This window comes from Paenibacillus sp. J22R56 (assembly GCF_056269375.1).
This window is the reverse complement of sequence record NZ_JBWDNV010000003.1, coordinates 427,449-453,650: the sequence shown is the minus strand read 5'-3', so window position 1 is coordinate 453,650 and position 26,202 is coordinate 427,449. Positions and strand designations below refer to the sequence as shown.

25 protein-coding genes are annotated in these 26,202 nt (G+C 48.4%); 8 read left to right on the top strand and 17 right to left on the bottom strand.

What is annotated here, in order from left to right; genetic code table 11:
* Positions 1-54: 54 nt before the first annotated feature.
* Both AC0YNT_RS10000 and AC0YNT_RS09995 read right to left on the bottom strand, forming a co-directional pair.
* Positions 55-2,175 (bottom strand): DUF6385 domain-containing protein, encoded by a 2,121-nt coding sequence (locus AC0YNT_RS10000; RefSeq protein WP_475804438.1) that lies wholly within the window; start codon positions 2,173-2,175, stop codon positions 55-57.
* 9 nt (positions 2,176-2,184) lie between these two features.
* Complete coding sequence (locus AC0YNT_RS09995) at positions 2,185-2,490, bottom strand: DUF6385 domain-containing protein (RefSeq protein WP_475804437.1); 306 nt, start codon at positions 2,488-2,490, stop codon at positions 2,185-2,187.
* A gap of 367 nt (positions 2,491-2,857) precedes the next feature.
* Here AC0YNT_RS09995 and AC0YNT_RS09990 point away from each other — a divergent pair, with 367 nt between their 5' ends.
* Together AC0YNT_RS09990 and AC0YNT_RS09985 are read left to right on the top strand one after the other, a co-directional pair.
* Positions 2,858-3,391 carry a hypothetical protein gene (locus AC0YNT_RS09990; protein ID WP_475804436.1) on the top strand — a complete coding sequence of 178 codons (534 nt, stop codon included), beginning with the start codon at positions 2,858-2,860 and terminating at the stop codon, positions 3,389-3,391.
* Positions 3,391-3,975, top strand: a complete 585-nt coding sequence (locus tag AC0YNT_RS09985; RefSeq protein ID WP_475804435.1) for a hypothetical protein — start codon at positions 3,391-3,393, stop codon at positions 3,973-3,975. The genes AC0YNT_RS09990 and AC0YNT_RS09985 overlap by 1 nt, the downstream gene beginning before the upstream one ends.
* 76 nt (positions 3,976-4,051) lie before the next feature.
* Here the strand turns inward: AC0YNT_RS09985 and AC0YNT_RS09980 are convergent, their stop codons facing one another.
* The 7 genes from AC0YNT_RS09980 to cls all read right to left on the bottom strand — a co-directional run bounded on the left by AC0YNT_RS09980 (position 4,052) and on the right by cls (position 11,222).
* Positions 4,052-4,597, bottom strand: coding sequence for a glutathione peroxidase (locus AC0YNT_RS09980; protein ID WP_475804434.1), 546 nt, complete (start codon positions 4,595-4,597; stop codon positions 4,052-4,054).
* A gap of 259 nt (positions 4,598-4,856) precedes the next feature.
* Complete coding sequence (locus AC0YNT_RS09975) at positions 4,857-5,342, bottom strand: CcdC family protein (protein WP_167281048.1); 486 nt, start codon at positions 5,340-5,342, stop codon at positions 4,857-4,859.
* Positions 5,343-5,448: 106 nt separating this feature from the next.
* A complete protein-coding gene (locus AC0YNT_RS09970) occupies positions 5,449-6,429 on the bottom strand; it encodes an aldo/keto reductase (RefSeq protein WP_475804433.1) in 981 nt (326 codons plus the stop codon).
* 135 nt (positions 6,430-6,564) lie between these two features.
* Entirely contained in the window at positions 6,565-8,031 is a 1,467-nt protein-coding gene (locus tag AC0YNT_RS09965) for a catalase (RefSeq protein ID WP_475804432.1), read from the bottom strand.
* A gap of 132 nt (positions 8,032-8,163) precedes the next feature.
* Entirely contained in the window at positions 8,164-8,958 is a 795-nt protein-coding gene (locus AC0YNT_RS09960) for a winged helix-turn-helix domain-containing protein (protein ID WP_475804431.1), read from the bottom strand.
* Complete coding sequence (locus AC0YNT_RS09955) at positions 8,943-9,329, bottom strand: Fur family transcriptional regulator (protein ID WP_475804430.1); 387 nt, start codon at positions 9,327-9,329, stop codon at positions 8,943-8,945. The genes AC0YNT_RS09960 and AC0YNT_RS09955 overlap by 16 nt, the downstream gene beginning before the upstream one ends.
* A gap of 444 nt (positions 9,330-9,773) precedes the next feature.
* A complete protein-coding gene (gene cls, locus AC0YNT_RS09950; RefSeq protein ID WP_475804429.1) occupies positions 9,774-11,222 on the bottom strand; it encodes a cardiolipin synthase in 1,449 nt (482 codons plus the stop codon).
* A 156-nt stretch (positions 11,223-11,378) separates the two neighbouring features.
* Here cls and AC0YNT_RS09945 point away from each other — a divergent pair, with 156 nt between their 5' ends.
* Positions 11,379-12,695 (top strand): deoxyguanosinetriphosphate triphosphohydrolase family protein, encoded by a 1,317-nt coding sequence (locus AC0YNT_RS09945; RefSeq protein WP_475804428.1) that lies wholly within the window; start codon positions 11,379-11,381, stop codon positions 12,693-12,695.
* Positions 12,696-12,698: 3 nt separating this feature from the next.
* On the opposite strand, the gene AC0YNT_RS09940 is transcribed toward AC0YNT_RS09945, so the two are convergent.
* On the bottom strand, positions 12,699-13,661 hold the full coding sequence (locus tag AC0YNT_RS09940; protein ID WP_475804427.1) for a nucleoside hydrolase: 963 nt from the start codon (positions 13,659-13,661) through the stop codon (positions 12,699-12,701).
* A 215-nt stretch (positions 13,662-13,876) separates the two neighbouring features.
* Between AC0YNT_RS09940 and AC0YNT_RS09935 the strand changes: the two genes are divergently transcribed.
* Entirely contained in the window at positions 13,877-14,032 is a 156-nt protein-coding gene (locus AC0YNT_RS09935; RefSeq protein WP_167281054.1) for a DUF1540 domain-containing protein, read from the top strand.
* Between the two features lie 79 nt (positions 14,033-14,111).
* Here the strand turns inward: AC0YNT_RS09935 and AC0YNT_RS09930 are convergent, their stop codons facing one another.
* Positions 14,112-15,047, bottom strand: a complete 936-nt coding sequence (locus AC0YNT_RS09930; protein ID WP_475804426.1) for a D-alanyl-D-alanine carboxypeptidase family protein — start codon at positions 15,045-15,047, stop codon at positions 14,112-14,114.
* 251 nt (positions 15,048-15,298) lie between these two features.
* Here AC0YNT_RS09930 and AC0YNT_RS09925 point away from each other — a divergent pair, with 251 nt between their 5' ends.
* Both AC0YNT_RS09925 and AC0YNT_RS09920 read left to right on the top strand, forming a co-directional pair.
* On the top strand, positions 15,299-17,152 hold the full coding sequence (locus tag AC0YNT_RS09925; protein WP_475804425.1) for an LTA synthase family protein: 1,854 nt from the start codon (positions 15,299-15,301) through the stop codon (positions 17,150-17,152).
* Between the two features lie 226 nt (positions 17,153-17,378).
* On the top strand, positions 17,379-18,458 hold the full coding sequence (locus AC0YNT_RS09920; protein WP_475804424.1) for an S-layer homology domain-containing protein: 1,080 nt from the start codon (positions 17,379-17,381) through the stop codon (positions 18,456-18,458).
* 42 nt (positions 18,459-18,500) lie between these two features.
* Here the strand turns inward: AC0YNT_RS09920 and AC0YNT_RS09915 are convergent, their stop codons facing one another.
* Positions 18,501-19,460 (bottom strand): aldo/keto reductase, encoded by a 960-nt coding sequence (locus tag AC0YNT_RS09915; protein ID WP_475804423.1) that lies wholly within the window; start codon positions 19,458-19,460, stop codon positions 18,501-18,503.
* A 138-nt stretch (positions 19,461-19,598) separates the two neighbouring features.
* Between AC0YNT_RS09915 and AC0YNT_RS09910 the strand changes: the two genes are divergently transcribed.
* Positions 19,599-19,982, top strand: a complete 384-nt coding sequence (locus tag AC0YNT_RS09910; RefSeq protein ID WP_167281058.1) for a VOC family protein — start codon at positions 19,599-19,601, stop codon at positions 19,980-19,982.
* A 57-nt stretch (positions 19,983-20,039) separates the two neighbouring features.
* On the opposite strand, the gene bcp is transcribed toward AC0YNT_RS09910, so the two are convergent.
* The 5 genes from bcp to ggt all read right to left on the bottom strand — a co-directional run bounded on the left by bcp (position 20,040) and on the right by ggt (position 25,445).
* On the bottom strand, positions 20,040-20,507 hold the full coding sequence (gene bcp, locus AC0YNT_RS09905) for a thioredoxin-dependent thiol peroxidase (RefSeq protein ID WP_475804422.1): 468 nt from the start codon (positions 20,505-20,507) through the stop codon (positions 20,040-20,042).
* Positions 20,508-20,535: 28 nt separating this feature from the next.
* Positions 20,536-21,609 (bottom strand): asparaginase, encoded by a 1,074-nt coding sequence (locus AC0YNT_RS09900; RefSeq protein ID WP_475804421.1) that lies wholly within the window; start codon positions 21,607-21,609, stop codon positions 20,536-20,538.
* A 106-nt stretch (positions 21,610-21,715) separates the two neighbouring features.
* Positions 21,716-22,570 (bottom strand): fumarylacetoacetate hydrolase family protein, encoded by an 855-nt coding sequence (locus tag AC0YNT_RS09895; RefSeq protein WP_475804420.1) that lies wholly within the window; start codon positions 22,568-22,570, stop codon positions 21,716-21,718.
* Positions 22,567-23,772 (bottom strand): amidase, encoded by a 1,206-nt coding sequence (locus tag AC0YNT_RS09890; protein ID WP_475804419.1) that lies wholly within the window; start codon positions 23,770-23,772, stop codon positions 22,567-22,569. Before AC0YNT_RS09890 ends, AC0YNT_RS09895 begins: the two co-directional genes overlap by 4 nt.
* 92 nt (positions 23,773-23,864) lie before the next feature.
* Positions 23,865-25,445, bottom strand: a complete 1,581-nt coding sequence (gene ggt, locus AC0YNT_RS09885) for a gamma-glutamyltransferase (protein WP_475804418.1) — start codon at positions 25,443-25,445, stop codon at positions 23,865-23,867.
* Positions 25,446-25,661: 216 nt separating this feature from the next.
* Between ggt and AC0YNT_RS09880 the strand changes: the two genes are divergently transcribed.
* Positions 25,662-26,144 carry an Lrp/AsnC family transcriptional regulator gene (locus AC0YNT_RS09880; protein ID WP_475804417.1) on the top strand — a complete coding sequence of 161 codons (483 nt, stop codon included), beginning with the start codon at positions 25,662-25,664 and terminating at the stop codon, positions 26,142-26,144.
* Positions 26,145-26,202 lie beyond the last annotated feature (58 nt).

Below are 26,202 nucleotides of genomic sequence, written 5' to 3'. Positions count from 1 at the left end.
TACGCCTAAGAATTAGCGCGTTCTTTGCGATAATTCTTATTTAGTAAGCAACGCTTACGTGCCTTGGCCATTGAAGTATACGTCAACGGTGGTTGGGTTGCCGGTCGTTGTCGACCGATACGCCAGCCTCGTATATTTCAGAAAACGCTGCGGCACAAGTACATCGACCGAGCCTACTGCGATTCCCGTTACACTTTCCACATCGGTATACCAGTTCGATCCATTGGCGCTGATCTCAACACGTGCAGTCGCTGCATTCGTTCCCGGACCTTTGTTATAGACGAAGTAAGAATAAGTCCCAAATACGCTGGTCGTGATGGTCGGTACAGCCGTATATGCATCTGCTGTTAGGTTATTCAAGTTAGCTGTTTCTTGGAAGCTCTTTTGCGAAATGGATGTAACGCTATTTAAAGTACCTGCCGTGATCGTTGCGCCGAGCAGCGCAGTAACCGTACCGGCGGTAATTGTTGTGCCGAGTACAGCATTAAGCGTTCCGCCAGTTATGGTAGCACCAGATACCGCAACTGTACCTGCTGTGATTGTTGTACCAAGTACTGCTGTAATCGTTCCAGCTGTGATCGTTGCTCCTAGTAACGCATTAAGCGTTCCACTCGTAATTGTTGCTCCGGACACTGCGACAGTACCTGCCGTAATCGTAGTACCCAGTACTGCTGTTAACGTTCCGGCTGTGATTGTTGCTCCTAGCAATGCATTGAGAGTTCCGGCTGTGATTGTTGCTCCTAGCAATGCATTGAGAGTTCCAGCTGTAATTGTCGCGCCTAATACCGCATCCAGGGTTCCCGCCGTTATCGTTGCCCCCGATACTGCCACCGTACCGCCAGATAGCGCCACTGTTCCTCCAGAAATAGCTACCGTACCGGCCGTAATTGTTGTACCTAGCACTGCGGTAATGGTTCCCGCTGTGATTGTTGCTCCGAGCAATGCATTGAGCGTTCCGGCTGTGATTGTCGCTCCCAGCAACGCATCAAGGGTTCCAGCAGTGATTGTTGCTCCAGACACCGCCACTGTACCACCAGATAGAGCTACGGTTCCTCCGGAAATCGCTACCGTACCGGCTGTAATCGTCGTACCCAGTACTGCTGTAATTGTTCCCGCTGTGATTGTCGCACCAAGCACCGCATCCAGGGTTCCTGCTGTGATTGTTGCTCCGGACACCGCCACCGTACCACCAGAGAGATCTACTGTTCCTCCGGAAATCGCTACCGTACCGGCTGTAATCGTCGTACCAAGCACTGCGGTAATGGTCCCCGCGGTGATCGTTGCTCCGAGCAATGCATCCAGGGTTCCAGCAGTGATCGTGGCTCCAGACACCGCCACTGTACCACCAGATAGAGCTACGGTTCCTCCGGAAATCGCTACCGTACCGGCTGTAATCGTCGTACCAAGCACTGCGGTAATGGTTCCGGCTGTGATTGTTGCTCCAAGAACTGCATCAAGGGTTCCTGCCGTAATCGTTGCTCCAAGCACAGCATCCAGCGTTCCTGCCGTTATCGTTGCTCCCAGCACCGCATCCAACGTTCCGCCTGTGACTGTCGCTCCGGATACCGCTACCGTTCCACCGGAGATTTCAAAAGTACCGCCCGATACCGCTACCGTACCGCCCGAGATCGCCACCGTACCTGCTGTGATTGTCGTACCAAGCACCGCCGTAATTGTTCCGGCTGTGATCGTTGCTCCTAATACAGCATCCAGCGTTCCGCTTGTTACCGTTGCACCAGATACCGCCACTGTTCCTCCAGATAGAGCAACCGTACCGCCCGACACTGCGACCGTACCTTCCGAAATCGCCACTGTACCTGCTGTGATCGTTGTACCTAGTACAGCGCTAATTGTTCCGCCTGTAATAGTAGCGCCAAGTACTGCACTTAGTGTTCCACCTGTTAGAACAGCATCTATCGTTCCACCGGACACAGCTACTGTCCCCGTAACCCCAACTGTTCCGCCTGAAATGGCTACCGTTCCGCTTGAGATTGCAACCGTACCAGCCGTAATCGTTACCCCTAAAATGCTGCTAATCGTCCCGTCGAGTAATACGGTAACCAGATTCCCGGAGGAGTCCGTTGCCAGCGGCCTTGCTGTATCTGTACTGTCTTTACCAAAGATCAGAGTACGTAAGTTATCAGGATTCGGATTAAAAGTCGAAAAGTTTGGCATTTATTCCCATCACCTATTTTCTCTTAGAAAATGAAATTCATGAACAGAAGTCATCTTGGCTTGCTGTGCTTGGAAATACACTTGAATCACGGTTGTTCTATCAGGCTGCTGCGAGCGCACCGAGACTCTTGTAAAGTGCATAAATTTAGAAGGAGTCATGATGTTCATACCACCCGGTTCTACAACAACCTCATAGTCATGAGCGAAATCGAACCCATTAGGTCCAACCTCCAAACGCACAACAGCAGCATATTTCCCCCGATTAATAACTGCATATGAAAATACCAAATCCGAAGCTGTATCCTGCGTTGGCATTGGAACGAATTCTTCCGAGGTTATAGCCTGTTCATACTCGATTGATCGAAAAATCTGACAGGAGCAGCCGTCCTTGGATCTACAGCAGCCACGTCCACGTCTTCTGGGAATACGGCGTTTTTTGCGCTTACACGGCTTTCTGCGACAACGAAGCGGTCTTCTATGTTTGCATCGTGCTGCTTTTCCCATTGCTCCTCTTCTCCTCAATGTCCATGCTTCCAATACTTTATGTGTAAATGAATTTATACGAGGCGGCGATTGACAGCGGTAGAATGACCTATCTTCCACAGCATCCGTATATCCCCATACGAATTCTGCTTTTTCGCCATATAATGAGGCAAGCATTTCGAGATAAGAGGTGATAGAATTGACCAACTCCTCAGTCTTTAATAGTGAAAACAGTCCGTTATATATTCTGCTGAACAACCGTTACAGCAGTCCTGCCATCGTGGCTCCGCCTGAGGAAGACGCGGCTGCCAGCGGACGGTTTTTTATGGTCACTTCGGCGAGTACAGCCGTAGGCGGGGGTTCCAACTTATTGATTCAAATCACCAATCCTAACGGCAGTGGAAGAACGCTGTATATTTCAAAAGTAAGCGGGGGGATTAGCGCAGCTGCCACGCTTAACCTTTATTCTGCAGGGACGGTATCTGGGGGGACGACGCCTACGCCTTTTAACATGCAGCTAGGCAATGCAACAACAAGCATTGCTACGGCACGTGTAGCAACCGGCAGTGTAACGGGCAGCCCTACATTGTTTTACACCGCTCTACTAGCGGCAGGAATGTTCGAGGTCGTCTTTACCGGCGGACTAATTGTTCCGCCTAACCGCTCCGTTGCTATTTCCGTAGGTACCGGTGCAATTACAGCGGCTGCTAATATTTCATGGTGGGAGGTCTAATGCCGAATAACTCGATTTTCGACCCTTCGAACCGGCCCCTCTATGGCAATTCCGCCAATTCATACAGCCAGCCCGGATCGGAGATTCCCGTTCAGTCCGGTACCTCCAAGCAGGCATCCGGTTCCTTCACCATAAGCGCATCCAACAGCTTGTCCTTAGGGCTTTTAGGCGGCGATGTGAATAGCTCCATTCGGATTGTCAATCCATCTGGCAGCGGCAAAACGATTTATCTGGGACAAATCGTAGGCTACACCAACATATCCCTCAGCCTGTTGTCCAGTTTTTCTGCACAAGTTACGGTCTACAGCGGGGGTACCGTTGCTTCTCCAACTACGGTAACACCCGTTAACCTCAATCTCGGAAGCGGGACAGCTAGTGCTGCCACCGTCACCTCTTCAACAAACGCAGTTACGGGAGGCACTTCCTTTATCCTGTATCCGCTTCAGCCAGGCCCTTTTGCTTTCTCGGTGGGCGGTGGTGTCGCAGTTCCGGCAGGGCAGACTTTAACGGTGAACATAGTAGGTTCTTTGAGTGTACTTGGCTTGTTAGGGGTAGGAATCGAGGTCATATGGTGGGAGATTTAGTTTGGAAGCCATACAACAAAAAGACAGCTCACGCTGCCTGATGAAGGCTTACGTGAGCTGTCTATTTACGCTGCGATTACAGCAGTTTCTCGATATCTTCTTTCATATTAAGCGGTTCGTCCGTGGATTCAAAACGTTTAACAACATTGCCTTCACGGTCGATAAGGAATTTAGTGAAATTCCATTTCACATCATTCCCCTCCAAGTAATGAGGCAGTTTCTCCGACAGGAAGGAGTGCAGCATTTTACCACTTGGCTCAGAGGTATTAAAACCATGGAATGGTGCCTGCTCGCTCAAATAACCAAACAGCGGATGTGCCGTTTCTTCACGAACATCAGTCTTAGCAAAGAGCGGGAAAGTTACACCGTAATTGATCTGGCAAAACTCCTGTACATCCGAGTTCGAACCAGGCTCTTGCTCAGCAAATTGATTACTTGGGAAGCCCAAAATTTCAAGCCCTTGATCCTTATACTGCTCATATACCTTCTGCAGGTCAGAGTATTGTGGCGTAAAACCACATTTGCTTGCTGTATTTACAATAACAAGAACCTTACCTTTATAATCCTCTAGGCTCTTTTGTTCTCCTCTGATTGTTTCTGCTTCAAATGAATATACCGACATGTTGACGTCCTCCTCGAAAATGATTGATTTGATTAAATTAAATTGTACACAATTTATATCATATTTCGCTGCCTCGTGTCAAACGAGTTACATAACTGTACTGCTAGGCAAGGGGATGATCACAGTTCCGTTAGTCGCGATTAAGTCGGTTTTTCCGTACTATAGCGCGTCGAGTGTTTTCCAGCAGCAACCGGTGGCGCATCCGACACGCCACCACAAACAAAAAAGAAGCTTGCCGCTGGCAAGCCTCTTTTCACTCTTACATTTCTACCTTTTGCAAACGCATGTAGTCGCTGACCATGGCGAGGCGCCATGGGAGAATCATCCCAAATGCCAGCAGATAAAATAACGCGCCGGTCTGTGGAATCGACATGTATTGCTCAACCACGCTATGCATGGCAAGCCGAATGGCCAGCAGCGTAAGCATAATAAAGATAAAAGCCTTCGATCGGCGGACGAAAATATCTGATTCGACCCTTTCAAGACGAGTCGTGACGATCAGCGGGAACGAGAAGATTAACATCCCCGTGCCGAAAGCAGATACTCCCCATAACCAGTGGATATGCATAATTGGAAAAGCAAACATCACAAAGCCGGTGGACATGCCAAGCGGCGGTATGATGATTTTGCGCAGATTCGTCGGCTGCTTACCGGCCCGCATGCGGAGCACAATAAGCGCCAGCCCGGCGCAAAGCGTAAAGACGATGGACGCAGTCTGAATGAGATGTGTATGTGCAGATAGCATTATGATCTATCCTCATTTCAACAATTGTTGGCTACTCCCATCGTACTGCAAAATAAAAAACTGTGCAAACCGACACTAGCAATCGCTCTGTCAACAAATAACGGTACTAGTACGACCCGCGAATAAATGGATGAACTTGCTCCTGATAAAATGCATGAAGACGCTCGCGTTCCGCCTCCGTGAACGATGGCACTTCAAGTGCAGCAAGGTTGTCCTCCACCTGGCGTACGTTGCGGAAGCCCGGAATCACACAAGTTACCGCCTCATGATCCAGCAGCCAGCGAAGCGAGGCACGAGTCATATTGCCGCGGCCTTCCGCGATCCAACGAAGCTGGTCAGCCAGCTCAACCCCTTTGGCAAAGCCAAGTCCGGCGAAGGTTTCACCTACGTTAAAAGATTCGCCATTTTCATTAAAGCGGCGATGATCGTCAGCCTCGAAAGTGGAAGCAGCCGTGAATTTACCTGTAAGCAGACCGCTGGCAAGCGGCAGACGAACAAGAATCCCTACGCCTCGGCGATGAGCCTCGTTCAACAGCTCAAGTGGTTTTTGACGGAAAATATTATAAATAACCTGCAGCGCACGGACATTAGACTGCTCCAGACAGAACATGCCCTCCTCCACCGACTCTACGCTTACTCCGTAATGACGGATCTTGCCTTCCTGCTGCAGCTTGTCCAATACGCTAAACACACTGCCGTCCTTCAGAATCGACATCGGCGGACAATGAATCTGGTACAGATCAATACGCTCACGATCAAGACGCTTCAAGCTTGCTTCACAATAAGCGCGAACCGAAGCTTCCGAATAAGTAGCGGGATCATGAATATCTCCTGCCCGGCAGAACTTGGTCGCGATATGGATTTCATCCTCACGTCCTTTGGTCGCTTGTGCTAGCAGACGTTCGCTATGACCGTCGCCGTACACGTCAGCCGTATCAAAGAAGTTGACGCCTTTATCCATGGCCGCTTCAAGTGCCAGCAGCGATTCCTTATCATTCACATTACCCCAAGCGCCTCCGATTGCCCAAGTACCAAAGCTAATCTCACTTACCTTCAGCTCAGATGAACCTAATCCACGATATTGCATCCTTCTCACCTCGTTATGTAATCGGTTACGAAACTGAATACAGTATAACAAAAATTTAAACTTTCTTATATTTCAAAAATGGCCGAAGCCCAATCGCCAACGCGATCGGCTCCAGCCGTTGGTACCAAGGTTGAACTACTCCATCATTTCTTGCTGCTGCATATATGCGCTAATATCTACGCCAAGCCCTTTCGAGAGGCGGATACCAAACTCCACGTTAGCACGGAAGAAGTTGCAAACAGCTCGCATTTGAATATCTTGGTTGGTGTGCTTCAGGTCATTCACGAGATTGCTGACGAGATTATTCCGCTGCTCTGGTGACAGCGATAAGTAGCGTTCACCTGCTTGCGTAAAGTCATCCGTCTTCTCAATTCTCTGGCGTCCAGCCGAGCCATTTAGATGTACATAGCTGTCCTTATACCCCGGAGCTTCCTGTGAACTTTCCGATGAGCTGTTCGGCTCAAAGTTGACCGCACTAGGATCCGCCTTCATCGTCATCGCACCGTCGCGCTGATGATTACGGACCGGCGCATATGGGCAGTTAACCGGAATGTTCAAGTAGTTAGCGCCAAGACGGTAACGCTGTGTGTCTGGATACGAGAACAGACGTCCCTGCAGCAGCTTATCTTCCGAAGGCTCAATCCCAGGCACAAGAGCGCTAGGCGAAAAAGCAGACTGCTCCACCTCTGCAAAATAATTGTCCGGATTTCGGTTCAGCTCCATCGTGCCAACAAGCTGCAGCGGATACATATCTTCTGGCCATACCTTCGTTGGATCCAGCGGATCAAACGAAAAACGGTCCAAATGCCCAGCCGGCATCAGCTGTACATGCAGATCCCACTTCGGATAGCTGCCAAGTTCGATTGCATCGTATAAGTCGCGAGTCGCGTGATTGAAATCCTGACCTTGCATCGCAGAAGCTTCTTCAGCTGTGAAATTACGAACACCTTGCTTCGACTTCCAATGATACTTCACATAAGTAACCTTACCCTGCTCATTTACCCATTTAAACGAATGAACACCAAAGCCGTCCATCTCGCGATAAGAAGCAGGTGTTCCATCATCCGAGAATAGCCATGTGAGCATATGCGTCGATTCCGGAGACAACGTCATGAAGTCCCAATAACGGCCCGGCTCCTGAATATTCGTGCGTGGTGATGGCTTAAGGGAATGAACCATATCCGGGAATTTGATGGCGTCACGGATGAAGAAGACCGGCAGATGGTTACCGACAATATCCAGGTTGCCTTCTTCGGTATAAAATTTCACCGCAAAGCCGCGTGGATCCCGTGCCGTTTCCGGTGATCCTGTACCATGAATCACGGTGGAGAAACGAACAAATACATCCGTCTCTTTGCCGGCCTCTTGTATGAAAGCAGCTTTCGTATGTGCCTTCATGCTGTTAGCGACGCGGAATACGCCGTAAGCACCTGCTCCACGTGCATGTACGACACGCTCAGGGATACGCTCCCGGTCGAAATGAGCTATTTTCTCGAGCAGATGATAGTCTTCAAGCAAAGTCGGACCGCGCTGACCCGCGGTTCTGGAATTTTGATTATCGCCAACTGGCGTGCCTTGATTCGTTGTTAAATGATTGACCATATAGAGTACCTCCGGATTATTTATATTTAGACTTAATCTAAATCTTATAATCCTATATTAAGGTTATGGCTCAATCCTGTCATGAACGTTAGATGAAATCATGATGAAGAGTAAATGAAATGAAGTTACCGTTCAGTTACTCCGTTCCTCCACAAGCCGGTATCCAGCTCCACGTACAGTCGCAATGTAACTCGGTGTAACCGCGCTGTCCTTCAGTTTGCGGCGGAGTGTTTTGATATGCACATCAACGACATTACTGCCGCCAAAATACTGGCTTCCCCATACGGCATCAAACATCGCCTCGCGTGTTAATACAGCTCCATCGGATGTAAGGAACATAAGCAGAAGATCATATTCCGTCTTCGTCAGTTCGATGCGTTCATTGCCGCGGTAAACGGCCATTTTCTTCAGATCAACGGATAAATCCTTGAAGTGGTAGGCGGATTGATCTGGTGCCTTCCATTCACCGAGCATCCGGTTCACCTGATGCAGTGCATCCTGTGGACTTGAAGGCCATACAAGCAATTCCGCATGACGCGGAATAGATGATGCCATAACCCGAGCGTCCTCATGGACAAGGAACAACAGGGAAGCACCGTTAATATGCGATGTTTGCGTCATCGCGGCATGCAGCGCATCAACAGCATCCGGAGTAAGTGGATTTGGCGTTGCATCATAAATGATAAGCTCCGGCTGCAGACTGCTGACGAACGCTTTGTTCAGATCATGAAGAGAGAACAAGTCGAAGCATTCGGCTGTAAGTAGATGCAGCAGACTGTTCATTCGTTCTGGGAATGGACTGACGGTCATAATTCGTTTCGTTAAAGAACAAGCTTTACCCTCCATTATTACCTCCCCTGCTGGCATGCCGCCTTGCTCGATAACAGCACCAGCTTCCATTCGATTCTCTTCTACCGGCTGGCGCATAACTCGCATACCCCCTCTAATACAACATGAGCATCCTCAACAGCAAATTTTGTTTCCGCTGCAATTTTCTTAAGCCATTCCTCTGGCAGTTCGGTCAGCACTTCCTCTACCCGCCCGCACTTCTTGCACATAATATGGTGATGATCGTCCATTCGCGCATCATAACGGCTGACTGCCTCGCCAAGCTTCAGTTCCCGAATAAGGCCTGCGTCACTCAAATACCGAAGAGAGTTATATACCGTTCCATAAGCAAAGCTAACGCCTTTGTCGCGCAGCCGTTCAATAATATCTGCCGCTGTTGGGTGGTCATGAGACTCTTGGATCGCCTCAAGAATCGTTTTTCGCTGTATCGTTAAATTGATCTTTGTCATGGCTAGTTCAGTCCTTCAATCGAATTAATTTAGACTAAGTATAAATCTAAATGAAGAGGAGATCAACCCAAATTCTGTTCCTTTATGATGCCTCATTACACTTTAGAAGAGCGGGCAAACTATGCGAAAAAATAATTATCAGAATATTTACAAAATTGAAATAATAGTTTATGATAGACCTACACCAAACGAGAGGGGATAGACCATTGAAGTAGGTTAGCGAAGCATGTCTCTACTATTTCCGGGAAGGAGATCCTCTAAGGTTAACCAGACATGCGGGAATCCAAACGACACTCGTCACTTAAGCCGACATAAATACTTACCTGATATTAAAGCAACGCAAGTTGTAGAATGGAGCGTTACGAAATTGAATAATAGTGATTCAGAAAGGTAAAGGGATTCCGGTTATCATTGATAAGCGGAATCCCTTTTTGCGTGCGTATTTTATAAGATTGGCGACAGTAAACGTGCGATTGATTCTTTGAATTTGTCCATTAGCGGCCGTTTGAGATACTTGTCATAGGTAAGCTCTGTGCACTCCTCCAGATCGATTCCAAACAATCGTTCCAGTTCGCTGGCTGTTGCACTGTCATAAATAAAGGCATTCATCTCGAAATTAAGTTTAAAACTGCGGTTATCGATGTTAGCTGTCCCCACAGAAGCAACCTGGCCATCAATAACAAGCGTCTTCGCATGAAGGAAACCACGTTCATAAATGTAACATTTGCCGCCAGCGGCGAGAAGCTCATTAAGATAAGAATGGGTTGCCCAATAAACGAAGAAGTGATCCGGCTTGCTTGGCAGCATGACCTTCACCTCAACACCCGACATAGCAGCAATCTTGAGAGCGGTCATGAGACTTTCATCCGGCACAAAATACGGCGTTTGCAGGCAGATACTCCTTTTGGCGGAGTAGATCATCTTGATATATGCATCTTTAATTTGCTGATAATCCGAATCCGGTCCACTCGCCACAACCTGCATGCCAATCGTGCCAACTGCCTGGAAGTGCCGCGGAAAATAATGATAATCCAGCGCGACCATCCCCGAGGAAGCAAGATTCCAGTCCATTAGAAACTGTGCTTGAATCTGCAGAACAGCCCTTCCCTCCAGCCGCAGATGGGTATCCCGCCATTCGCCGAAATATTTGTCTCGGCCCAAATACTCATCACCGATATTGAAGCCCCCGATGTAGCCAATACGGCCATCCACAATGACAAGCTTCCGATGATTCCGGAAATTGATCTTCAGGTTCAGATAAGGAATCCGTGATGGGAAAAATGCCGCAGCCTGCCCGCCTGCCTCCCTCAGCTCCTTGAAGAACTTTCTTGGAAGTCCTTTGCTGCCAATATGATCATACAGGAATCGGACCTGCACCCCTTGTTTCGCCTTTTCGACCAGAGCCTGAATAAGACGATTACCAAGCTTATCATTACGCACAATGTAATAGACAAGGTGAATATGATGTTGTGCAGACTCAATATCTTGCAGCAGGGTATCAAACTTACTTTTTCCGGTTGTGAAGATCTGTACAGCATTGTTCTGCGTATACAGGGAATAGCTGCCCACCAGATTCATATGGATCATGGTCTGATAGTTGATGGTAGCGGGATCATTAAATGCGATGTGCCGCTCCTCTAATTGAAGCTTCTGCGCTTCAATGGAATCTTCAATAATACGCTGGCTTTCCACTAGCATCTTATTCAGCTTCCGCTTGCGAAGCCGCTGTCCGATGATGAGATATAAGACGAACCCAACACCCGGCAGAAAATAAAGCACCATCAGCCAAGCCCAAGTCGCTCTTGCATCCTTTCTTTCCAGAAAGATGACCGCAAGGGCCAGCAATATATTCAAGATAATAAAGATCGAAGAAATATCCTGTAAGACATTCATACTACAGCTGCACCTCAATATATGGATAAAAACGTTAATGCAAGCATACCTCATGCACGAAAGATGTTCAAACCTTACACAAACATTCTTATTGCCGATGAAATATGCTACAATTTTCAGAAAATATAAAGTGCGAGCGGCATAGGAGGCAGGACCATGGACTTACGAAAATACCGATTAGACGAACCCGCGCTCAGCACATTCAGCGAGGAACGCGACGAATATGAACGGGATTATGCACGGCTGATTCAATCCCCGGCTTTCCGGCGGCTGCAAGGCAAATCACAAGTATTTGGTGCCGGATCAGGCGATTATTACCGGACAAGGTTAACCCATTCCCTCGAAGTATCGCAAATCTCCCGCGAAGTGGCGAAGCGCTTAGGGAAACAATACGCTTTTCTTTCCAAAAAAGAACATCCGGGTCTTATTCTGGATCCGTCTGTTGTTGAAATTGCGGCACTTGCCCATGATTTGGGACATCCGCCATTTGGCCACAAAGGCGAAGAAGTACTGAACCGCCTATTAATGGAGGAACACGGTCTCGCTTATGAGGGCAACGCCCAAAACTTCCGTATCCTCATGTTCCTTGAGAAGCGTGCCGGCAGCGGCAGCGGCCTTGATCTGACAGCAGCTGTTCTGCTCGCAACCAATAAATACCCCTACTCGATTGATGAACCGGGAAGGCTGAAAGGGCTGTACAGCTCAGAGTGGCATGCCATTGATCATATCCGCCAATCTTGGGCGATGCCAACGGGCTGCTCCACGCTTGAAGCACAGCTGATGGACCTATGCGATGATATCGCTTATTCCACCCATGACATAGAAGACGGTATCCGTGCCGGCAAAATTCAAATGAACCGGACTTTCTTTGAGGATCAACGACTGATCGATAACCTCGTACAAGAAATTGTAGAGGATCAAGGCAATATGGATGTGGGTTGGGATCAAGTAGACATACCAGCGATGGTGAAGCGAGTGCTGGCGGCTTATTTGCAGCAGTGGGAGGAGCTTTACGCTCTGTATGATCATGAATCATCCCGTACTCGCAGAGAGATGAAAGCACGCTGGGTCAGCGTATTTGCTGGCCGGGTTGGCATTATTGACGATCAGACAAAGGGCTGGAAGAAGGTAACCTTCGTGCTGGATGGACAGCAGGATATCGACCTGCTGCGCACGATGGAAATTTTGAAGAAATTAGCTTGGGTAACGCTGATTAAGGATTTCCGCGTACAGCGGCTGCAGATGCGCAGCGAAATTATGATCCGCCGCCTGTGGGACAGCTTCAAGGTACCTGAGCAAGGACGTCTGATTCTGCCGACAGACTGGGTAGCAAGCTTCGAGCAGCACAAACATAATTGGAGCTGGGCCCGCTTCATTGCGGATTATATTTCCGGCATGACCGATGCTTATGCAGAGAAGGTCTACGCCGAACTGTACGCGAGCAAATCCGGTTCAATCTATGAAATGGACTGACCCTTAAGCAGGGTTCAGTTCCGCGTTCTGCGACAGCATAGTAATATAGTCGAAGAATTTTTCTGGTTCTACATCGTAGACAAGGCTTATTGGACGGCCGCCATCCGTCTCAACCGTACGCCCTTGGCTTGGGCCGTGAGGAATAACCGTGCCATATACCGTCTTCATTTGAACGAGACTTGGATCTCCGACTACTGCTGTCGTAAGAACATCCCATAAATAATACGTCGAGTTTGTCTCCATAAAGACAAGCGGCGGACAAGCCGCGTAGCATTGACCTACAAAATCAAGCCCTGCATGTCTGCGAAGCGATGCCCAGCGGTTCCTGATGGGAACGGTAAGCGGTACTTTATTTGTACTCTCCAGCGCAACAAGCTCGATCTTGATACCGCTGTTCCACACCGTCTCCACTGCTTCCGGATCCCAGAAGGCATTCCATTCCGCTGTGCCGTCATGCTCCGGCTCCTGAACGTTGCCTTTCTCATTAAAGGTACCGCCCATCCAGACAAGCTTCTCGATCTTCTCCTCGATACTCGGTGCTTCTTCCAGTGCCCTCGCCAAATCAGTAAGTGGACCTGTGAAGAGTAACGTCACCGGTTCATTGGCATTTTGCAGCTGCTGAATCATATGCTGGTGAGCAGGCAAATCAGCCTCACGTGTATGTATAGTTCCCGGTTCATTCAAGATTGGCAGCGCATCTACAAAAAACGTGTGCATCCGCCATTCCGCTGGAAATGGATTTTGCCCTCTGGAATTTGAACGTGCCACCTCCACCTTGTCACTCATGCCCGGCGCTCCGAAGCGGTCAATAATTTTACGGCTTGCAGCCATCCCCGGCTCCAAATATCCATCGGCCGGAATAACAGATACCCCGATCAATTCAACATCCTTCATTTGCAAAACAAGGAACAACGATACAAGATCGTCTACTCCCGCATCGTGATTGAAATATAGCTTATTTCCCATTTCCGCTTCCATCCCTTCATAAGTATAAAATATGATCGCGTTTGCCCATCCTATAGCTATAGCCCAAGCTTACGAAGTATAAATTTTCATGTATGGCCTGAGAATGGCCACTTGGGTGAATATTCATTAAGCATAGGCTTACGATGCAAGAATCACCACGAACAGCCTAATTTATGCTGTTTGTGTGATCATTCTTTTCAGGAGGTGAAAACACCATGGCTAAAGATGTACTTTGTGAAGTAAACTCGTGTAAGTATTGGGCAGCAGGCAATCACTGCGCCGCGTCTTCCATTTATGTTGTAAACAACCGTTCGAAACAAGCAAGCAACTCCGATGAAACGGATTGCAAAACGTTTGAGCCAAAGATCTAAAGGAATGGGCAACGGCGCGCATCCCCTCTGCATGTATTGCACACGCATCGGAAGCTGAGCGCCGTCCCATTCGACTTCATTATTTTGTTACTGGAACCGCGTTATAATACTCCTCTAGGGTCAATCCTTTATCTTCAAGCTCCTGCGATAACTCTTTACCTACATAACGGATATGCCAAGGCTCATATTTGTAGCCTGTAATGGCGTCCTTGCCATCAGGATAACGGATTATGAACCCGTACTCTGGTGCATGAGCTGCCAGCCATTCCGCTTCAGGTGTTCCACCGAAGCAATCTTCTGCTGCACATTTGCCGTCACTGCCTGATACGTCGATAGAGAGGCCGGTTTGATGCTCGCTTGTGCCAGGGAATGCACTGTAAGTCAACGCTTTTTCCATTCCGTCTTTCTCCACATAACGGTTAAACAGCGCTTTTTGCGTTGCTTGCGAACGGTAAGCCGATACACCAGCTAAGTAAATCCCGTCTTTTTCAGCTCCAGCGAACAGATCTTCCAGCGCGCCCGCTGCTTCTTTGCGCATTTTACGTTTGTCGATTTTGTCATTAAACGTAAATCGGACATCTGGATATACCAGATCCGTAGGTTCATAACCATCCGGCAGCTTGTATTGCTTATCTACCAGTACGGTTACACTCTCAGGCTGGGCAACAACCGGAATTCCGTCCTCTTCGCCAGCTGTTGCAACTGCTGCCTTTGAAGGCTCCTCCGTCTTTGATGGCTCATCAGAAGGCTTGTCCGATGGTTCATTAGATGGCTCATTAGATGGTTCCTCTGAAGGAGCATCCGATGGCGAGTTGGTTGGCTCGTCCGATGTTATAGGTTCATCCGTTCCGGCAGGATCTGTAGGTTGCGAAGTCTGGCTATTAGCCGTCGTCTCTTCTGGAGCTTGGGCTGTTAAATTTTCATAGCGAATAAAAAGAATGACTGCAATAGCAACCACACATACCGCTACAAATGCTAATCCACGTCTTCTGCGTTTCCTTATATTTCTTCTCATGTTGTCTCCTTACTGCTGCTTTATTGTAGATCCTTCTGTCCTCTCTACTATAAACGAATAGACGAGATAATGTCTTAAAAAGTTGTAACAATTGTTTGAGCCATTTTGCCATGATTGGCATACTTGTATTGCCTTTGACATTCCTCTTCCAGCCAAGCATAATGAAGACAATAACATCATAAATGTAAGGACAAGACATGACAGGCAGCTTAAGGGAGGCCTGTTTTTATTGTGAGAGGCAGGCGAAAATCGTGTCAAATCTAGCACCAAAACGGTTGTTCAGCAAACGACCCATTCTCGCATTCTCGCTAATTGTACTTCTAAAGAGCTTCCTTACCTGGATGGTCGTCTTTGGTGGCCCGAACTGGACAACCCTGCTCAAGGAATTACCTTTTGCGTTAATTGTGTTCTGCTTTATTGAATGGTTTGCAACAAAACGAAAGCTGGTCTATTATTTGAGCGCCAATCTGCTCATGACCGCTATCCTATTTGCCGTACTCATGTATTACAAATATTATGGCGTTATTGTCACGTATGTAGCCCTTCATCAAGTGAATCAGGTTACGGCAGTCAGCAACAGCGTCTTCTCCCTGATGGACCCTTATTACTTGCTAGTGTTTATTGATATTGTCGTCATGAGCTATTATTTAATGCGCCGTAAAAAGGGACAATATTGGAAGATAGCTAGTCAGAAGCAGGTCAGCCGGCGTGTTCTAGCCACCTTGTTTGGTATTTCACTTGCGCTTTGCTTATTTAATATTGTACCAAACCGCGCCAGTATGAACGAGATTGTCAAAGCTGAACAAATGGGGATACTCAACTACGAAGCCTATACGATCTTTTCTAATAAGGATCAGCAGCTTGTTAAGCCTTCCGAAATTACGCAGGCGAAGATTGATGAACTGAAGCAGATTAACAAGCCGGCATCACCACAGCAGTGGAATGCAGCTTCCGGTAAAAATCTGATCATCATCCAAATGGAGTCGTTCCAGAACTTCCTCATGAATCTGACAATCGACGGCAAAGAAATTACACCTAATATGAACAAACTAGCGAAAGAAAGCTATTATTTCAATAACTTCTATCAAGGCGTTGGCCAAGGTAATACTTCCGATGCCGAGTTTATCGTCAATACGTCTTTCTATATTCCGCCAAATGGAGCGGCAACGCAGGTCTATCCGAAGAAAGAACTGCCAAGCCTGCCCAAACTGATGCAAGAGCACGGCTACGACACCGCAACGTTCCATACGAATGTCGTGGATTTCTGGAACCGCGGCGAGCTGTATAAGGCGCTTGGGTTCAATCGTTACTATGATAAGAAGTTTTTTGGTGAAGAGGATTCCGTCTTCTTTGCAGCTTCCGATGAAGTGCTCTATGCCAAGACAGCAGCCGAGCTGGAACAGATGGATCAAGGCGATAAACCGTTTTATGCACATGTGATTTCAATGACTGCCCATCATCCATTTACCATTCCGGAGCGCAAATATAAGATGGAGCTCCCAGCGCGATATGAGGACACCTTCGTTGGTGATTATATCCGAGCCCAGAATTATGCTGACTACGCACTTGGACTATTTATAGACGATTTGAAGCAGCGCGGCATATGGGACAACAGCGTTATTATGCTGTACGGCGACCATCTTGGCCTGCCGATCTATTCCCTCGATCGCGATGACAAAGATCTAATGAAAGAAATATACGGTCATGAGTACGGCTCAGCCGATATGATCAACATCCCGCTTATTATTACAGCACCTGGTATTACGAAGCCAGCCGTATTCAACCAGCTTGGCGGTCAGGTAGATATCTTGCCTACTGTAGCGAATCTGTTCGGCTTCCCGCTGGACAATCATATTCACTTCGGACAGGATATTCTAAATAACACATCGGTTAACTTGCTGCCGCAGCGTTACTACTTGCCAACCGGCTCGTTCCTCAGCAGTGAAGAGCTGTTCCTGTCCGGCAGTGGTTATGCGGACGGCACGCATCTCCCGCTCTCGGGTGCCAGCACAACATCGCTTGATTCAGAAGATGAATTTAACCGCGCGCTGGAGCTGCTGCGACTATCCGACAGCTACGTCAGCCAGCTTCCAGAATGGAAATAACGAATGTTCGCCCGCCTAAAATTTAGGCGGGCGTTTTTTTTATAGGATGCCTCGATTAAATTCACCACATTCGCCTTCTCCTAAAGATTGGATTCCATATAGTTCCAAAGATTTATTTTGCTAATCTTGGCACTAAATCTACTAATTCTCTATAGTACTAAAACCTCTCATCTGCTAGTATCAGAAAGGGTCTAAACCATATTTCAACAAAAGAGAGGTATAATAAATGAAAACTTTTTACCGTAACAGTCTTATTCTCTTCCTAGCAGCACTCTTTATCGTATTCCCCTTCCAAGCTTCTAAAGTAAGTGCGGCGTCCGCGGAAGATGCAGTGAATGCTTACTATCCGGGCGATATCGATGAGCATTGGGCTTTTAACGAACTTGATAACTTCGTAAGCGCAGATTTGCTCAAAGGCTATGTTGACCAAGACGGCGAAGTTACGCTGAAACCTGACTTGTCCATCAGCCGTGCTGAGTTCGTATCCATTCTGGTACGCGCAATTGGACTGACAAGCACAGAAGCAGGCAAAACCTTTGCTGACGTTCCAGCAGGCAAATGGTACTCCGAACCGATTCAAATCGCCAGCTCCCTTGGCATCGTGAATGGTCTTACTGAAACAACATTTGGTCCTAATGAACTGATTAAACGCGGTGAGATTGCAACAATGGTCGTTCGTGCGTTCACAGCTTCCGTCACTTTCGAAGGTGAAGCGAAAGCATTCACGGACGTACCGGAATATTTCGCAACACCGTTTATCAAGCAAGCTAGCCAAGCAGGAATTGTTCGTGGTGCTACTGCGACAACGTTCAAACCTTATGCGAACGCGACCCGCGCAGAAGCTGTAGTTATGATTCAACGTGCACTTGATCTGCAAAGCAATGACTTGCCGGAGGACGCTGCTCTTACAGCTGTGATTGAGGCATACGAGACGGAAGAAGTAGCGGCTATCAATGCCCTGGACTTCGCAAAGCTTGGCGAAGTTCAAGCCAAGTATATGTCCGGTTATTACCTGGCCTTTAACCAATATATCTACGAAGATATTGAATCCTATCTGGATGAAGGCTATTCGATTAAGATGGAGAAACTGACACCACAAAAACTTGAAATTGTTTCGAAATCGAACCGTTTTGCTGTGGTTCAATCCACAGGCAGCACCTACAATGTGACAGAAGTAGTAGACGGTGAACCGTCTACCAATCCATCGTCTTACGATGGTATTTACTATCTGAAGAAAATGCCGGATAACAGCTGGAAAATCTACTCGTTCTACGACGATGAAGATCTCTCTGGTGAAGCAGAATAATACGAAGAGGCTTGCGGATAACCGCAAGCCTCTTTTTTATAACTAAATCACATAGGAGGAATCTGGCTCGAACAAACGGCTGATCTGCTCGAAATCTTCACGGCTAAGCTTCCAGCGGGAAGCAGCGGCATTCTCCTGCACCTGCGCAGCTGATTTGGCACCTGGTATAACCGTTGTGACTGCCTTATTGTATAAGAGCCAGTTGATTGCTACTTGGCCAAGCGGCTTGCCGATATTTCTCGCAATTCCTTCAAGCAGCTCGACCTTCAGGACATTGCCTTCAAATTTATCACGTTTGTACAGGGGATTACCATAAGAGCGTATATCATCATCAGAAAATTTACTGAGCGGGTTAAACTTACCCGTTAATAGTCCCTGCGCCAGCGGACTGTAGGGAATGAATCCAAGCTGCAGCTTCTCCGAGTAAGGCAGTTCCGCATACTCTACCTGTCTTTGAAAAAGATTATATGGCGATTGGAGCGATACAATTGGTGCAACCGACTGTGCCGCTACAAGCTGCTGTACAGAAAAGTTTGACACCCCGATGCTTCGTATTTTCCCCGCTTGAACGAGCTCATTTAAGATCGAGAAAGTCTCTTCTACTGGCACCGTTCCTTTCGGATCCGGCCAATGCACCTGGTAAAGATCGATATAGTCGGTATCCAGACGACGGAGACTAGCATCGACTTCTTCAATAATACTTTCCCGCGACAGATCGATATCTACCTGGAAACGGTCATCCCATACGAGCCCAACCTTCGTTGCAATGAGCACTTTATCCCGTATTGCTTTTAGTGATTGTCCAAGCACTCTCTCCGATTCTCCAAATCCATATACCGGAGCCGTATCAAAAAAGGTAATACCCAAATCTACAGCTTTGTCGATCGCAAACCTAATGTCCCGCTCCTCTACTTGGCCCCACCCGTTCCGTCCGGCAGCCCATGCCCCGTAACCAATAACCGATGGATACAGCTCACTGTTGCCAAGTCTTCTTGTCTCCATTCCTTCTACCTCCTTTTACCTCACAATACCCATTACTTTACTTGGAATAATTTTCATTATACTCTTCCCTATCTCGCTTGACAACGAAAGATTGAATGCCTATGATGGGGTCAATCTAGAGGAGAAGGAGTCATACATATGGGACGTAAACGAGTCGATCATGTTGGAATTATGGTACGAGATATGGAAGCAACAATCCGTTTCTACGAGGAGTTCGTAGGGCTTGAGCTGAAAGGCCGCCTGACGCATACGAACGGTGTTATTGAGCTGGCTTTCCTTGGATTTGGCGGTTCTGATGAAACAGAGATTGAACTTGTTCAACATTATAACGGCGAACTGCCAGCAGAAGGCCGTGTTCATCACTTCGCGATTTATGTAGATGATGTAGAAGAGGAATTTGCACGTTTGAAGCAGACAACCGTTACGTTTATCGACGAAGAAATCATTACCCTGCCTAATGGATACCGTTATTTCTTCATCAGCGGGCCGGAAGGCGAGCGGATCGAGTTCTTCCAGCGCTAATACACAAAAGCCTCCAAATCCACCTAGCGTGGAGTTGGAGGCTTTTAAATGACTTGTTTATTTTGCAGCTTCGAGTACTTCTTGTACGTGGCCGTCTACCGATACGCTGCGCCATTCGCGGACAAGCACACCGTTCTCGTCGATCAGGAATGTCGAACGCTCGATGCCCATGAATGTCTTGCCGTCCCAGGTACGTTCTTTCCACACACCAAACAGCTCCGATACCGTATGATCTGTATCTGCCAGCAATGGGAAAGGAAGGCTGAATTCCGAGATAAACGTATCATGCGAAGCAAGATCGTCAGGGCTGATACCGATTACCTCTGTGTTTTGCTCCTTGAACTGACCGTTATAATCACGGAAATCGCAGGATTCCACTGTACAGCCCGGCGTATTATCCTTTGGGTAGAAGTAGATAACGAGCTTCTTGCCTTTATAGTCTTGAAGCGAAATGCTGCCGCCTGTTGAAGCAGGCAGTGTGAAATCCGGCACAGCTTGGCCAATTTGTACTTGTCCTTGCGTCATAAATGGACACCTCTCCTCTTATCGATCGTTACACGCCAAGTTTACCACGATTAGCCACAAATTCGTAGAAAAGCGGCTGCTCCATAACAAAAGCTTGAATTTCCTCTTTGCTCAGCGGCAGCGAATAGGCTAGTGTCAACTTCATTAATGCTGCCTCTACGGACATATTTTCGATAAAGACAGCTCCTGCCTCCAGCAAACGAATAGAAGAAGCATACATCGCCTCGGTGCTGTCTTTTAATGGACATAGATACAGATCTACGCCCTGCTCTGCGCAATATTCCGCAAATTGCAGGAGCGAGTGGGAATCCACTACGCTTGCATTTGCTGTTCCGGAATGGAACAGGTCATGCAGAACCGCCTTCGGCTTATGCGTAGAGAAATCATAATACGAATAGTTCAGCCCAGGAAATGGCCGGATATAGAGCATTCCGGATTGAATGCCTTCCCCATCCTCCAGCCATGAGCTGCTCGCCGGCTGACGCAGGCGAAGCTCCTCATGGGCAGGATTGTACGGATGATCAATCCTTTGGAATCTACCACCGCGCATGATGCCATAAGGCACGCTGTAGGGACTGTCGAACTGATCAGTAAACGACTCGCATTGGGTAATACGGCTGCCCAGATAAACAATAGACTCCCCTTTGTCATTCCGATAAATGACGAATACACCTGGTGCAGCATCCTCCGAAATAAAATCGACCGCAGCCGCAAAATTACTCAGCCCATTTGCTCTCTCATCACCAAGCGGATAATTGCTGGCCACAAGGACAAGTGGTATTGTCAGATCGCATAAAACAAAGCTAAGCAAGGCCGCCGAATAGGCGAGCGTATCCGAGCCATGGGTCACAATAATACCGTCGTACTTGGATTGATCAACAGCTCGAATCGCCGCAATCAATGTATTCCAGTCCGACGGCACAATATTTTCACTCAATATATTCATCGGTTGAACCGTTTCAAGGTCTACTTCCCGCTTCAGCGGGCTCGCTTGATAAGCATCAATTAAATGATAAGAGCCTGCTTCATTCACCGAAATCGCACCATTATTATTCTTACTGCCGATTGTTCCCCCGGTAAACATGACAAGTATTTGGCTCATGCGTACATCCCTCTCCGTTTAGCAATTCGCATAGGTTATTCTCCAGTCGTCTCCATATGCACAATAAATCATACTAAACCGGGCTTGAAGCATGCAAGCCAATACGCTAACGCACGTTACTCCGAAGCGGGGATAATCCATTCACACGGCACTCTACGACATCATCATTACGAATAACGACCGACCCCGGTGTTCCAGTTAGAATCACATCTCCTGGCAGCAGCGTCATCACCTGCGAGTGGAAAGCAATTAGATAGGCTGGCGGAAAAATCATATGCGTAAGCTTGCTGGCATGTGCTTTCTCTCCGTTATGCCAGGTTTCCACCTGCAGCTGTGACAGATCTCCAGCCTCGTCCATCGTGATGAGCTCGGAACCAAAGGTGAAGAAGGTATCGAAGCTCTTCGCTCTTGTCAGATACCGCATATGACGGGCATGAATATCCGAGGCTGTTGTATCAATCGCTGCAGCAATACCAGCAGCCGCATCAAGTGCTTCTTCCTCTGTGACATTCCTGCAAGTTCGGCCAATGATGATAGCCAGCTCCGCTTCAGCAGTTACCCGCTCTGACTGGGCAGGCAGCACAATAGCTTCGCCATCGCCGATGATCGACGTATCCGGCTTCATAAAGCTGACCGGTTCCTCCTCCCGAAGGACGGCTAGATCATTGGCATCAGCCGTGTAATTCATGCCGATTCCCCAAATTTTGCGAGGGTGGCGGTAGAGCGGCGCTGGAATCGCATCAGAAGCCGGAATGATCGGCATCTCCGTTAACTTCTCTCGGCCGCCCTCGTTATACCAATCCGTTAAAGCTTGAAGCTGACCGGATGTTATCAAGCTGAACACCTCAACTGGCCAGCTTGCCTGTTCGGACCGATTCAGTTCCGCAAGTGTGACGTAACCGCCCGGCACAGCGATACAGCCCTGTTCCACTCTACTTTGAATAATTGTTGCCAGCTTCATCCCTCAGCCGCCTCCTTCTTAAATTGCTCTACCCAGCGCAGCAGCTTCAAATCCTGTTTCGCTCCTGCAATAAGCGACAGCCCAATAGGTGCGCCGTCAACCTCTCCGGCAGGTATAGTTATCTGCGGCAGGCCGGACAAGCCAGCGATGCAGGATAGCTGCATCGTCCAAAATCTGCGTTCTTCATTGGCTGAACCGGTAAGCGTACGACTTGGTGCCGTCCCCGGTATAGTTGGGATGACCAGCAGCCCGTCCTCGCCAAGCAGCTCATGCAGACGTTCACGGATGATGCGCCGCAAAGCTATATCCTTTTCTGCCTCTGTATCGGTAATGGTACTTGCTGAAGCAAACCTTGCACCGATACTATCGCCAAACACAGGCTTCTCCTTCTCGATCCATTCGCTATGTGTAAGCCAGATTTCCCGGCCTTGCGTCGTCCGAAAGGCATGACTCCAGGCTTCGAGACCTTCTGGCGCAATGGAGCGCCATTCCTGTCTCATCCCCTTCAACCGTACAAGCTGCAGACAGGAATCTTCCAGACCTTTACGGCAGGAGGCTTCCGTCTTATCCCACGCTTCCTCAGCAAATATAAATCTGCGGAAGCTTGGTGGTGATGTCTCCAATTTCTCCTCCGAGGAAGTCCCGGCAAGCAGGACCTCGCCAATTTTCCGAAGCAGCTCAATATCCCTCGCCATCCAACCAACCGTATCATAAGCTGGCGCAAGCGGAATAACGCCATCAATCGGTACAAGGTTATGGGTTGGCCGAAACCCGTAAATGCCGCAATAAGCAGATGGGACACGAACCGAGCCGCCCGTATCCGTACCAAGCGCGAAGTCGACCGCACCGGCTGCAACGGCAACGGCCGAGCCGCTGGAAGAACCGCCTGGAATGCGATCCGGCGCCTTCGGGTTAATTGGTGTACCGTAATGATCATTTTGGCCGTTAATGCTGTACATCAGCTCATCCGTATGGGTTGTACCAGTCAGGCGTGCACCTGACGCCAATAGCCTTGTAATGGAGGAGGCCGTCTTGTTCCAAGGCGAATGCGTACGCAGCCAATCCGGATTACCGGCTCCGCTTGTGTACCCTTTTATCGCGAATACATCCTTTACAGCAAATGCCAAGCCGCTTAGCATTCCCTCTCCAATCGGCGGCAGCTCCAGCTCCGTCTGCACAAACGCATTGTACGTATCAATCATGGACAATCCCTCCTAAAATGAATTATCAATCAAATAGCCATGTTCAGGGCCAGTTGTGATCATTCATTGCTTACTACCCTATTATTAGTAATCTACCAGCCGATCACCGAGCCATCACAACGTGGATCCACTCCGCCGCTTAATAGACCATCTTTATTTATAGCAATGGCATGCGCATGCCCCATAACACCTTCATAGTCCTTAAGCCGCCTTACAAGATGTCCCGCTGCCGTAAGCTTATCAGCCGTATCCTCTGCAATCCGTCCTTCCAGCTTAAGCTCCTGCGTAGGCGTTCCCCAAGTGCGGCCCCATACGAAACGCGGCTCACTTACGGCCTGCTGCGGGTTCATTCCAAAATCAATCATCCGTGTCAGCATAAGCGTCTGCGTCTGCGGCTGACCTTCTCCTCCCTGCGTGCCGTACAAATAGCTTGGCTTGCCGTTCAGGCAGGCCATTGCCGGCATAAGCGTATGGAAGGTACGCTTACCAGGTTCCAAACGGTTAATATGATTCGGATCAAGCGAGAAGAAGGAGCCGCGATTCTGCAGCAGAACCCCCGTATCACCTGCCACAACACCTGAACCAAACTCGAAATACAAGCTTTGGATAAAAGAAACCGCATTGCCGTCCTCATCCACAACTGCCGCATAAGCGGTATCGCTGCCCACCGGCTGGCTGTTAATGTCTACTGCTTCGTTCTGATTAATAGATGCCGCAAGCTCTGCTGCATACTCTTTGCTGAGAAGCCGATCGAGCGGAACAGCCGAGAAAGTCGGATCCGTTAGATAACGGTTACGGTCGCGGAAGCTTAACTTCAGCGCCTCTACCAGCGCATGATAATACGCATAAGAGCCATGTCCCATTGCTGCAAGATCAAATTGTTCAAGGATTTGCAGAGCCATAATACCGGTGAAGCCTTGCGAATTCGGCGGTACCTGATAGATATCATACCCCCGGTAAGAGCCACGAATCGGCGACACCCACTCTCCGCTGTGTGCAGCAAAATCATCCTCTGTCAGAAGACCACCCTCCGCTTGCAAATAGCGGACAATCTCTTCTGCCACTGTTCCTTTATAGAAGGCATCCCTTCCATGCTTAGCAACCTTGCTTAGCGTTGCCGCCAGTTGCTGCTGAACAAACCGCTCCCCTGCCGGCACGATTCTGCCTTCTGGCATATAAATGCCAGCGGTAACCGGCTGCTCCGCGAGCATCGCAGCATGCTGCTTTGTATGTTCATATTGATCAGGGGACATAGGGAAACCTTCCGCAGCATAAGCAATTGCAGGCTCCAGCACCTCCGCAAACGTAAGACGGCCATATCGATTCTGCACCGCATACCAGCCGTCCACCATACCAGGCACCGTAACAGCACTGCGTGGACCTCTTGTCGGAATAGCTTCCACATCGGCATAGGCATCTATGGTTGCCTCACTGCCGGACCGGCCGCTGGCATTATAAGCTCGTACTTCTCCATCACCAGCATGGTAGGAGAGGAAAAAGGCATCGCCTCCCACACCTGTCATATGCGGATAAACAACCGCAAGGCAAGCGCTGACGGCAATTGCCGCGTCAAAGGCATTGCCTCCCCGCTCCAATACACGTGCCCCGGCTGCCGTTGCCAAATGATGTGGACTTACAACCATCGCTTTTGTTCCTGTTACCGGCTTCTTCATCCCCATGCCACCTTATAAGTCAGGTTAACTAACATCTAATTCTATGTTTTAAAAATAACACGGCTCCCAGCACCCGGCAACGAAAAAGAAAGCCGGTTCCGCAATTTTTGTTGATGATGAACAAAAATCGATATATATTTATGCATATAGTAATGAAAATAGTTCATTCGCATACCATTTGCATAGAAGTCTGCTATATTGAAAGGAGTCTCACCTATGAATCAACGAATAACCAGCCCTATTGATAATGGACAAATTGATGATATCGATCGTAAAATCATATCCGCCCTGCATGCAAATGGCAGAATCTCTTACACGGATTTAGCCAAAGATATCGGTCTATCACGTGTTGCCGTACAGGCACGTATTAACACTCTTATGGAAGAAGGCGTCATCGAGCGGTTCACAGCTGTTATTAATCCGGAGAAAATCGGTATAACGGTCAGCGCTTTTTTCAACGTTGAAGTAGAGCCGAAATACCTCCACGAAGCAGCCGACCGATTAGCCGACGAGCCCGTCGTGACGAGTCTCTATCATATGACCGGACCAAGTAAGCTACATATGCATGGCTTGTTCACCAGCAATCAAGAGATGGAGACCTTTATGCGGGAGAAGCTGTATCCGCTGCCCGGCATTATGGGTGTCGATTGTCAGGTGCTTATTAACCGATACAAAAGTCGGATGGGAATGAGGCTGTAAACGATGGAAACAACAACGACATTAGATCCGGGTGCCCAGCCGCCGCAGATCGGCAGAC

Excerpts from the sequence above, each read along its gene's own strand:
- AC0YNT_RS09965 (WP_475804432.1), bottom strand. The coding sequence starts at position 8,031 with ATGGTCAATCATTTAACAACGAATCAAGGCACGCCAGTTGGCGATAAT.
- AC0YNT_RS09940 (WP_475804427.1), bottom strand. The coding sequence starts at position 13,661 with ATGGGAAATAAGCTATATTTCAATCACGATGCGGGAGTAGACGATCTT.
- AC0YNT_RS09935 (WP_167281054.1), top strand. The coding sequence starts at position 13,877 with ATGGCTAAAGATGTACTTTGTGAAGTAAACTCGTGTAAGTATTGGGCA.
- AC0YNT_RS10000 (WP_475804438.1), bottom strand. The coding sequence starts at position 2,175 with ATGCCAAACTTTTCGACTTTTAATCCGAATCCTGATAACTTACGTACT.
- AC0YNT_RS09880 (WP_475804417.1), top strand. The coding sequence starts at position 25,662 with ATGAATCAACGAATAACCAGCCCTATTGATAATGGACAAATTGATGAT.
- AC0YNT_RS09945 (WP_475804428.1), top strand. The coding sequence starts at position 11,379 with ATGGACTTACGAAAATACCGATTAGACGAACCCGCGCTCAGCACATTC.
- AC0YNT_RS09920 (WP_475804424.1), top strand. The coding sequence starts at position 17,379 with ATGAAAACTTTTTACCGTAACAGTCTTATTCTCTTCCTAGCAGCACTC.
- AC0YNT_RS09975 (WP_167281048.1), bottom strand. The coding sequence starts at position 5,342 with ATGCTATCTGCACATACACATCTCATTCAGACTGCGTCCATCGTCTTT.
- AC0YNT_RS09985 (WP_475804435.1), top strand. The coding sequence starts at position 3,391 with ATGCCGAATAACTCGATTTTCGACCCTTCGAACCGGCCCCTCTATGGC.
- AC0YNT_RS09960 (WP_475804431.1), bottom strand. The coding sequence starts at position 8,958 with ATGCGCCAGCCGGTAGAAGAGAATCGAATGGAAGCTGGTGCTGTTATC.
- cls (WP_475804429.1), bottom strand. The coding sequence starts at position 11,222 with ATGAATGTCTTACAGGATATTTCTTCGATCTTTATTATCTTGAATATA.
- AC0YNT_RS09980 (WP_475804434.1), bottom strand. The coding sequence starts at position 4,597 with ATGTCGGTATATTCATTTGAAGCAGAAACAATCAGAGGAGAACAAAAG.
- ggt (WP_475804418.1), bottom strand. The coding sequence starts at position 25,445 with ATGAAGAAGCCGGTAACAGGAACAAAAGCGATGGTTGTAAGTCCACAT.
- AC0YNT_RS09930 (WP_475804426.1), bottom strand. The coding sequence starts at position 15,047 with ATGAGAAGAAATATAAGGAAACGCAGAAGACGTGGATTAGCATTTGTA.
- AC0YNT_RS09970 (WP_475804433.1), bottom strand. The coding sequence starts at position 6,429 with ATGCAATATCGTGGATTAGGTTCATCTGAGCTGAAGGTAAGTGAGATT.
- AC0YNT_RS09910 (WP_167281058.1), top strand. The coding sequence starts at position 19,599 with ATGGGACGTAAACGAGTCGATCATGTTGGAATTATGGTACGAGATATG.
- AC0YNT_RS09900 (WP_475804421.1), bottom strand. The coding sequence starts at position 21,609 with ATGAGCCAAATACTTGTCATGTTTACCGGGGGAACAATCGGCAGTAAG.
- AC0YNT_RS09895 (WP_475804420.1), bottom strand. The coding sequence starts at position 22,570 with ATGAAGCTGGCAACAATTATTCAAAGTAGAGTGGAACAGGGCTGTATC.
- AC0YNT_RS09890 (WP_475804419.1), bottom strand. The coding sequence starts at position 23,772 with ATGATTGATACGTACAATGCGTTTGTGCAGACGGAGCTGGAGCTGCCG.
- bcp (WP_475804422.1), bottom strand. The coding sequence starts at position 20,507 with ATGACGCAAGGACAAGTACAAATTGGCCAAGCTGTGCCGGATTTCACA.
- AC0YNT_RS09955 (WP_475804430.1), bottom strand. The coding sequence starts at position 9,329 with ATGACAAAGATCAATTTAACGATACAGCGAAAAACGATTCTTGAGGCG.
- AC0YNT_RS09995 (WP_475804437.1), bottom strand. The coding sequence starts at position 2,490 with ATGCCAACGCAGGATACAGCTTCGGATTTGGTATTTTCATATGCAGTT.
- AC0YNT_RS09915 (WP_475804423.1), bottom strand. The coding sequence starts at position 19,460 with ATGGAGACAAGAAGACTTGGCAACAGTGAGCTGTATCCATCGGTTATT.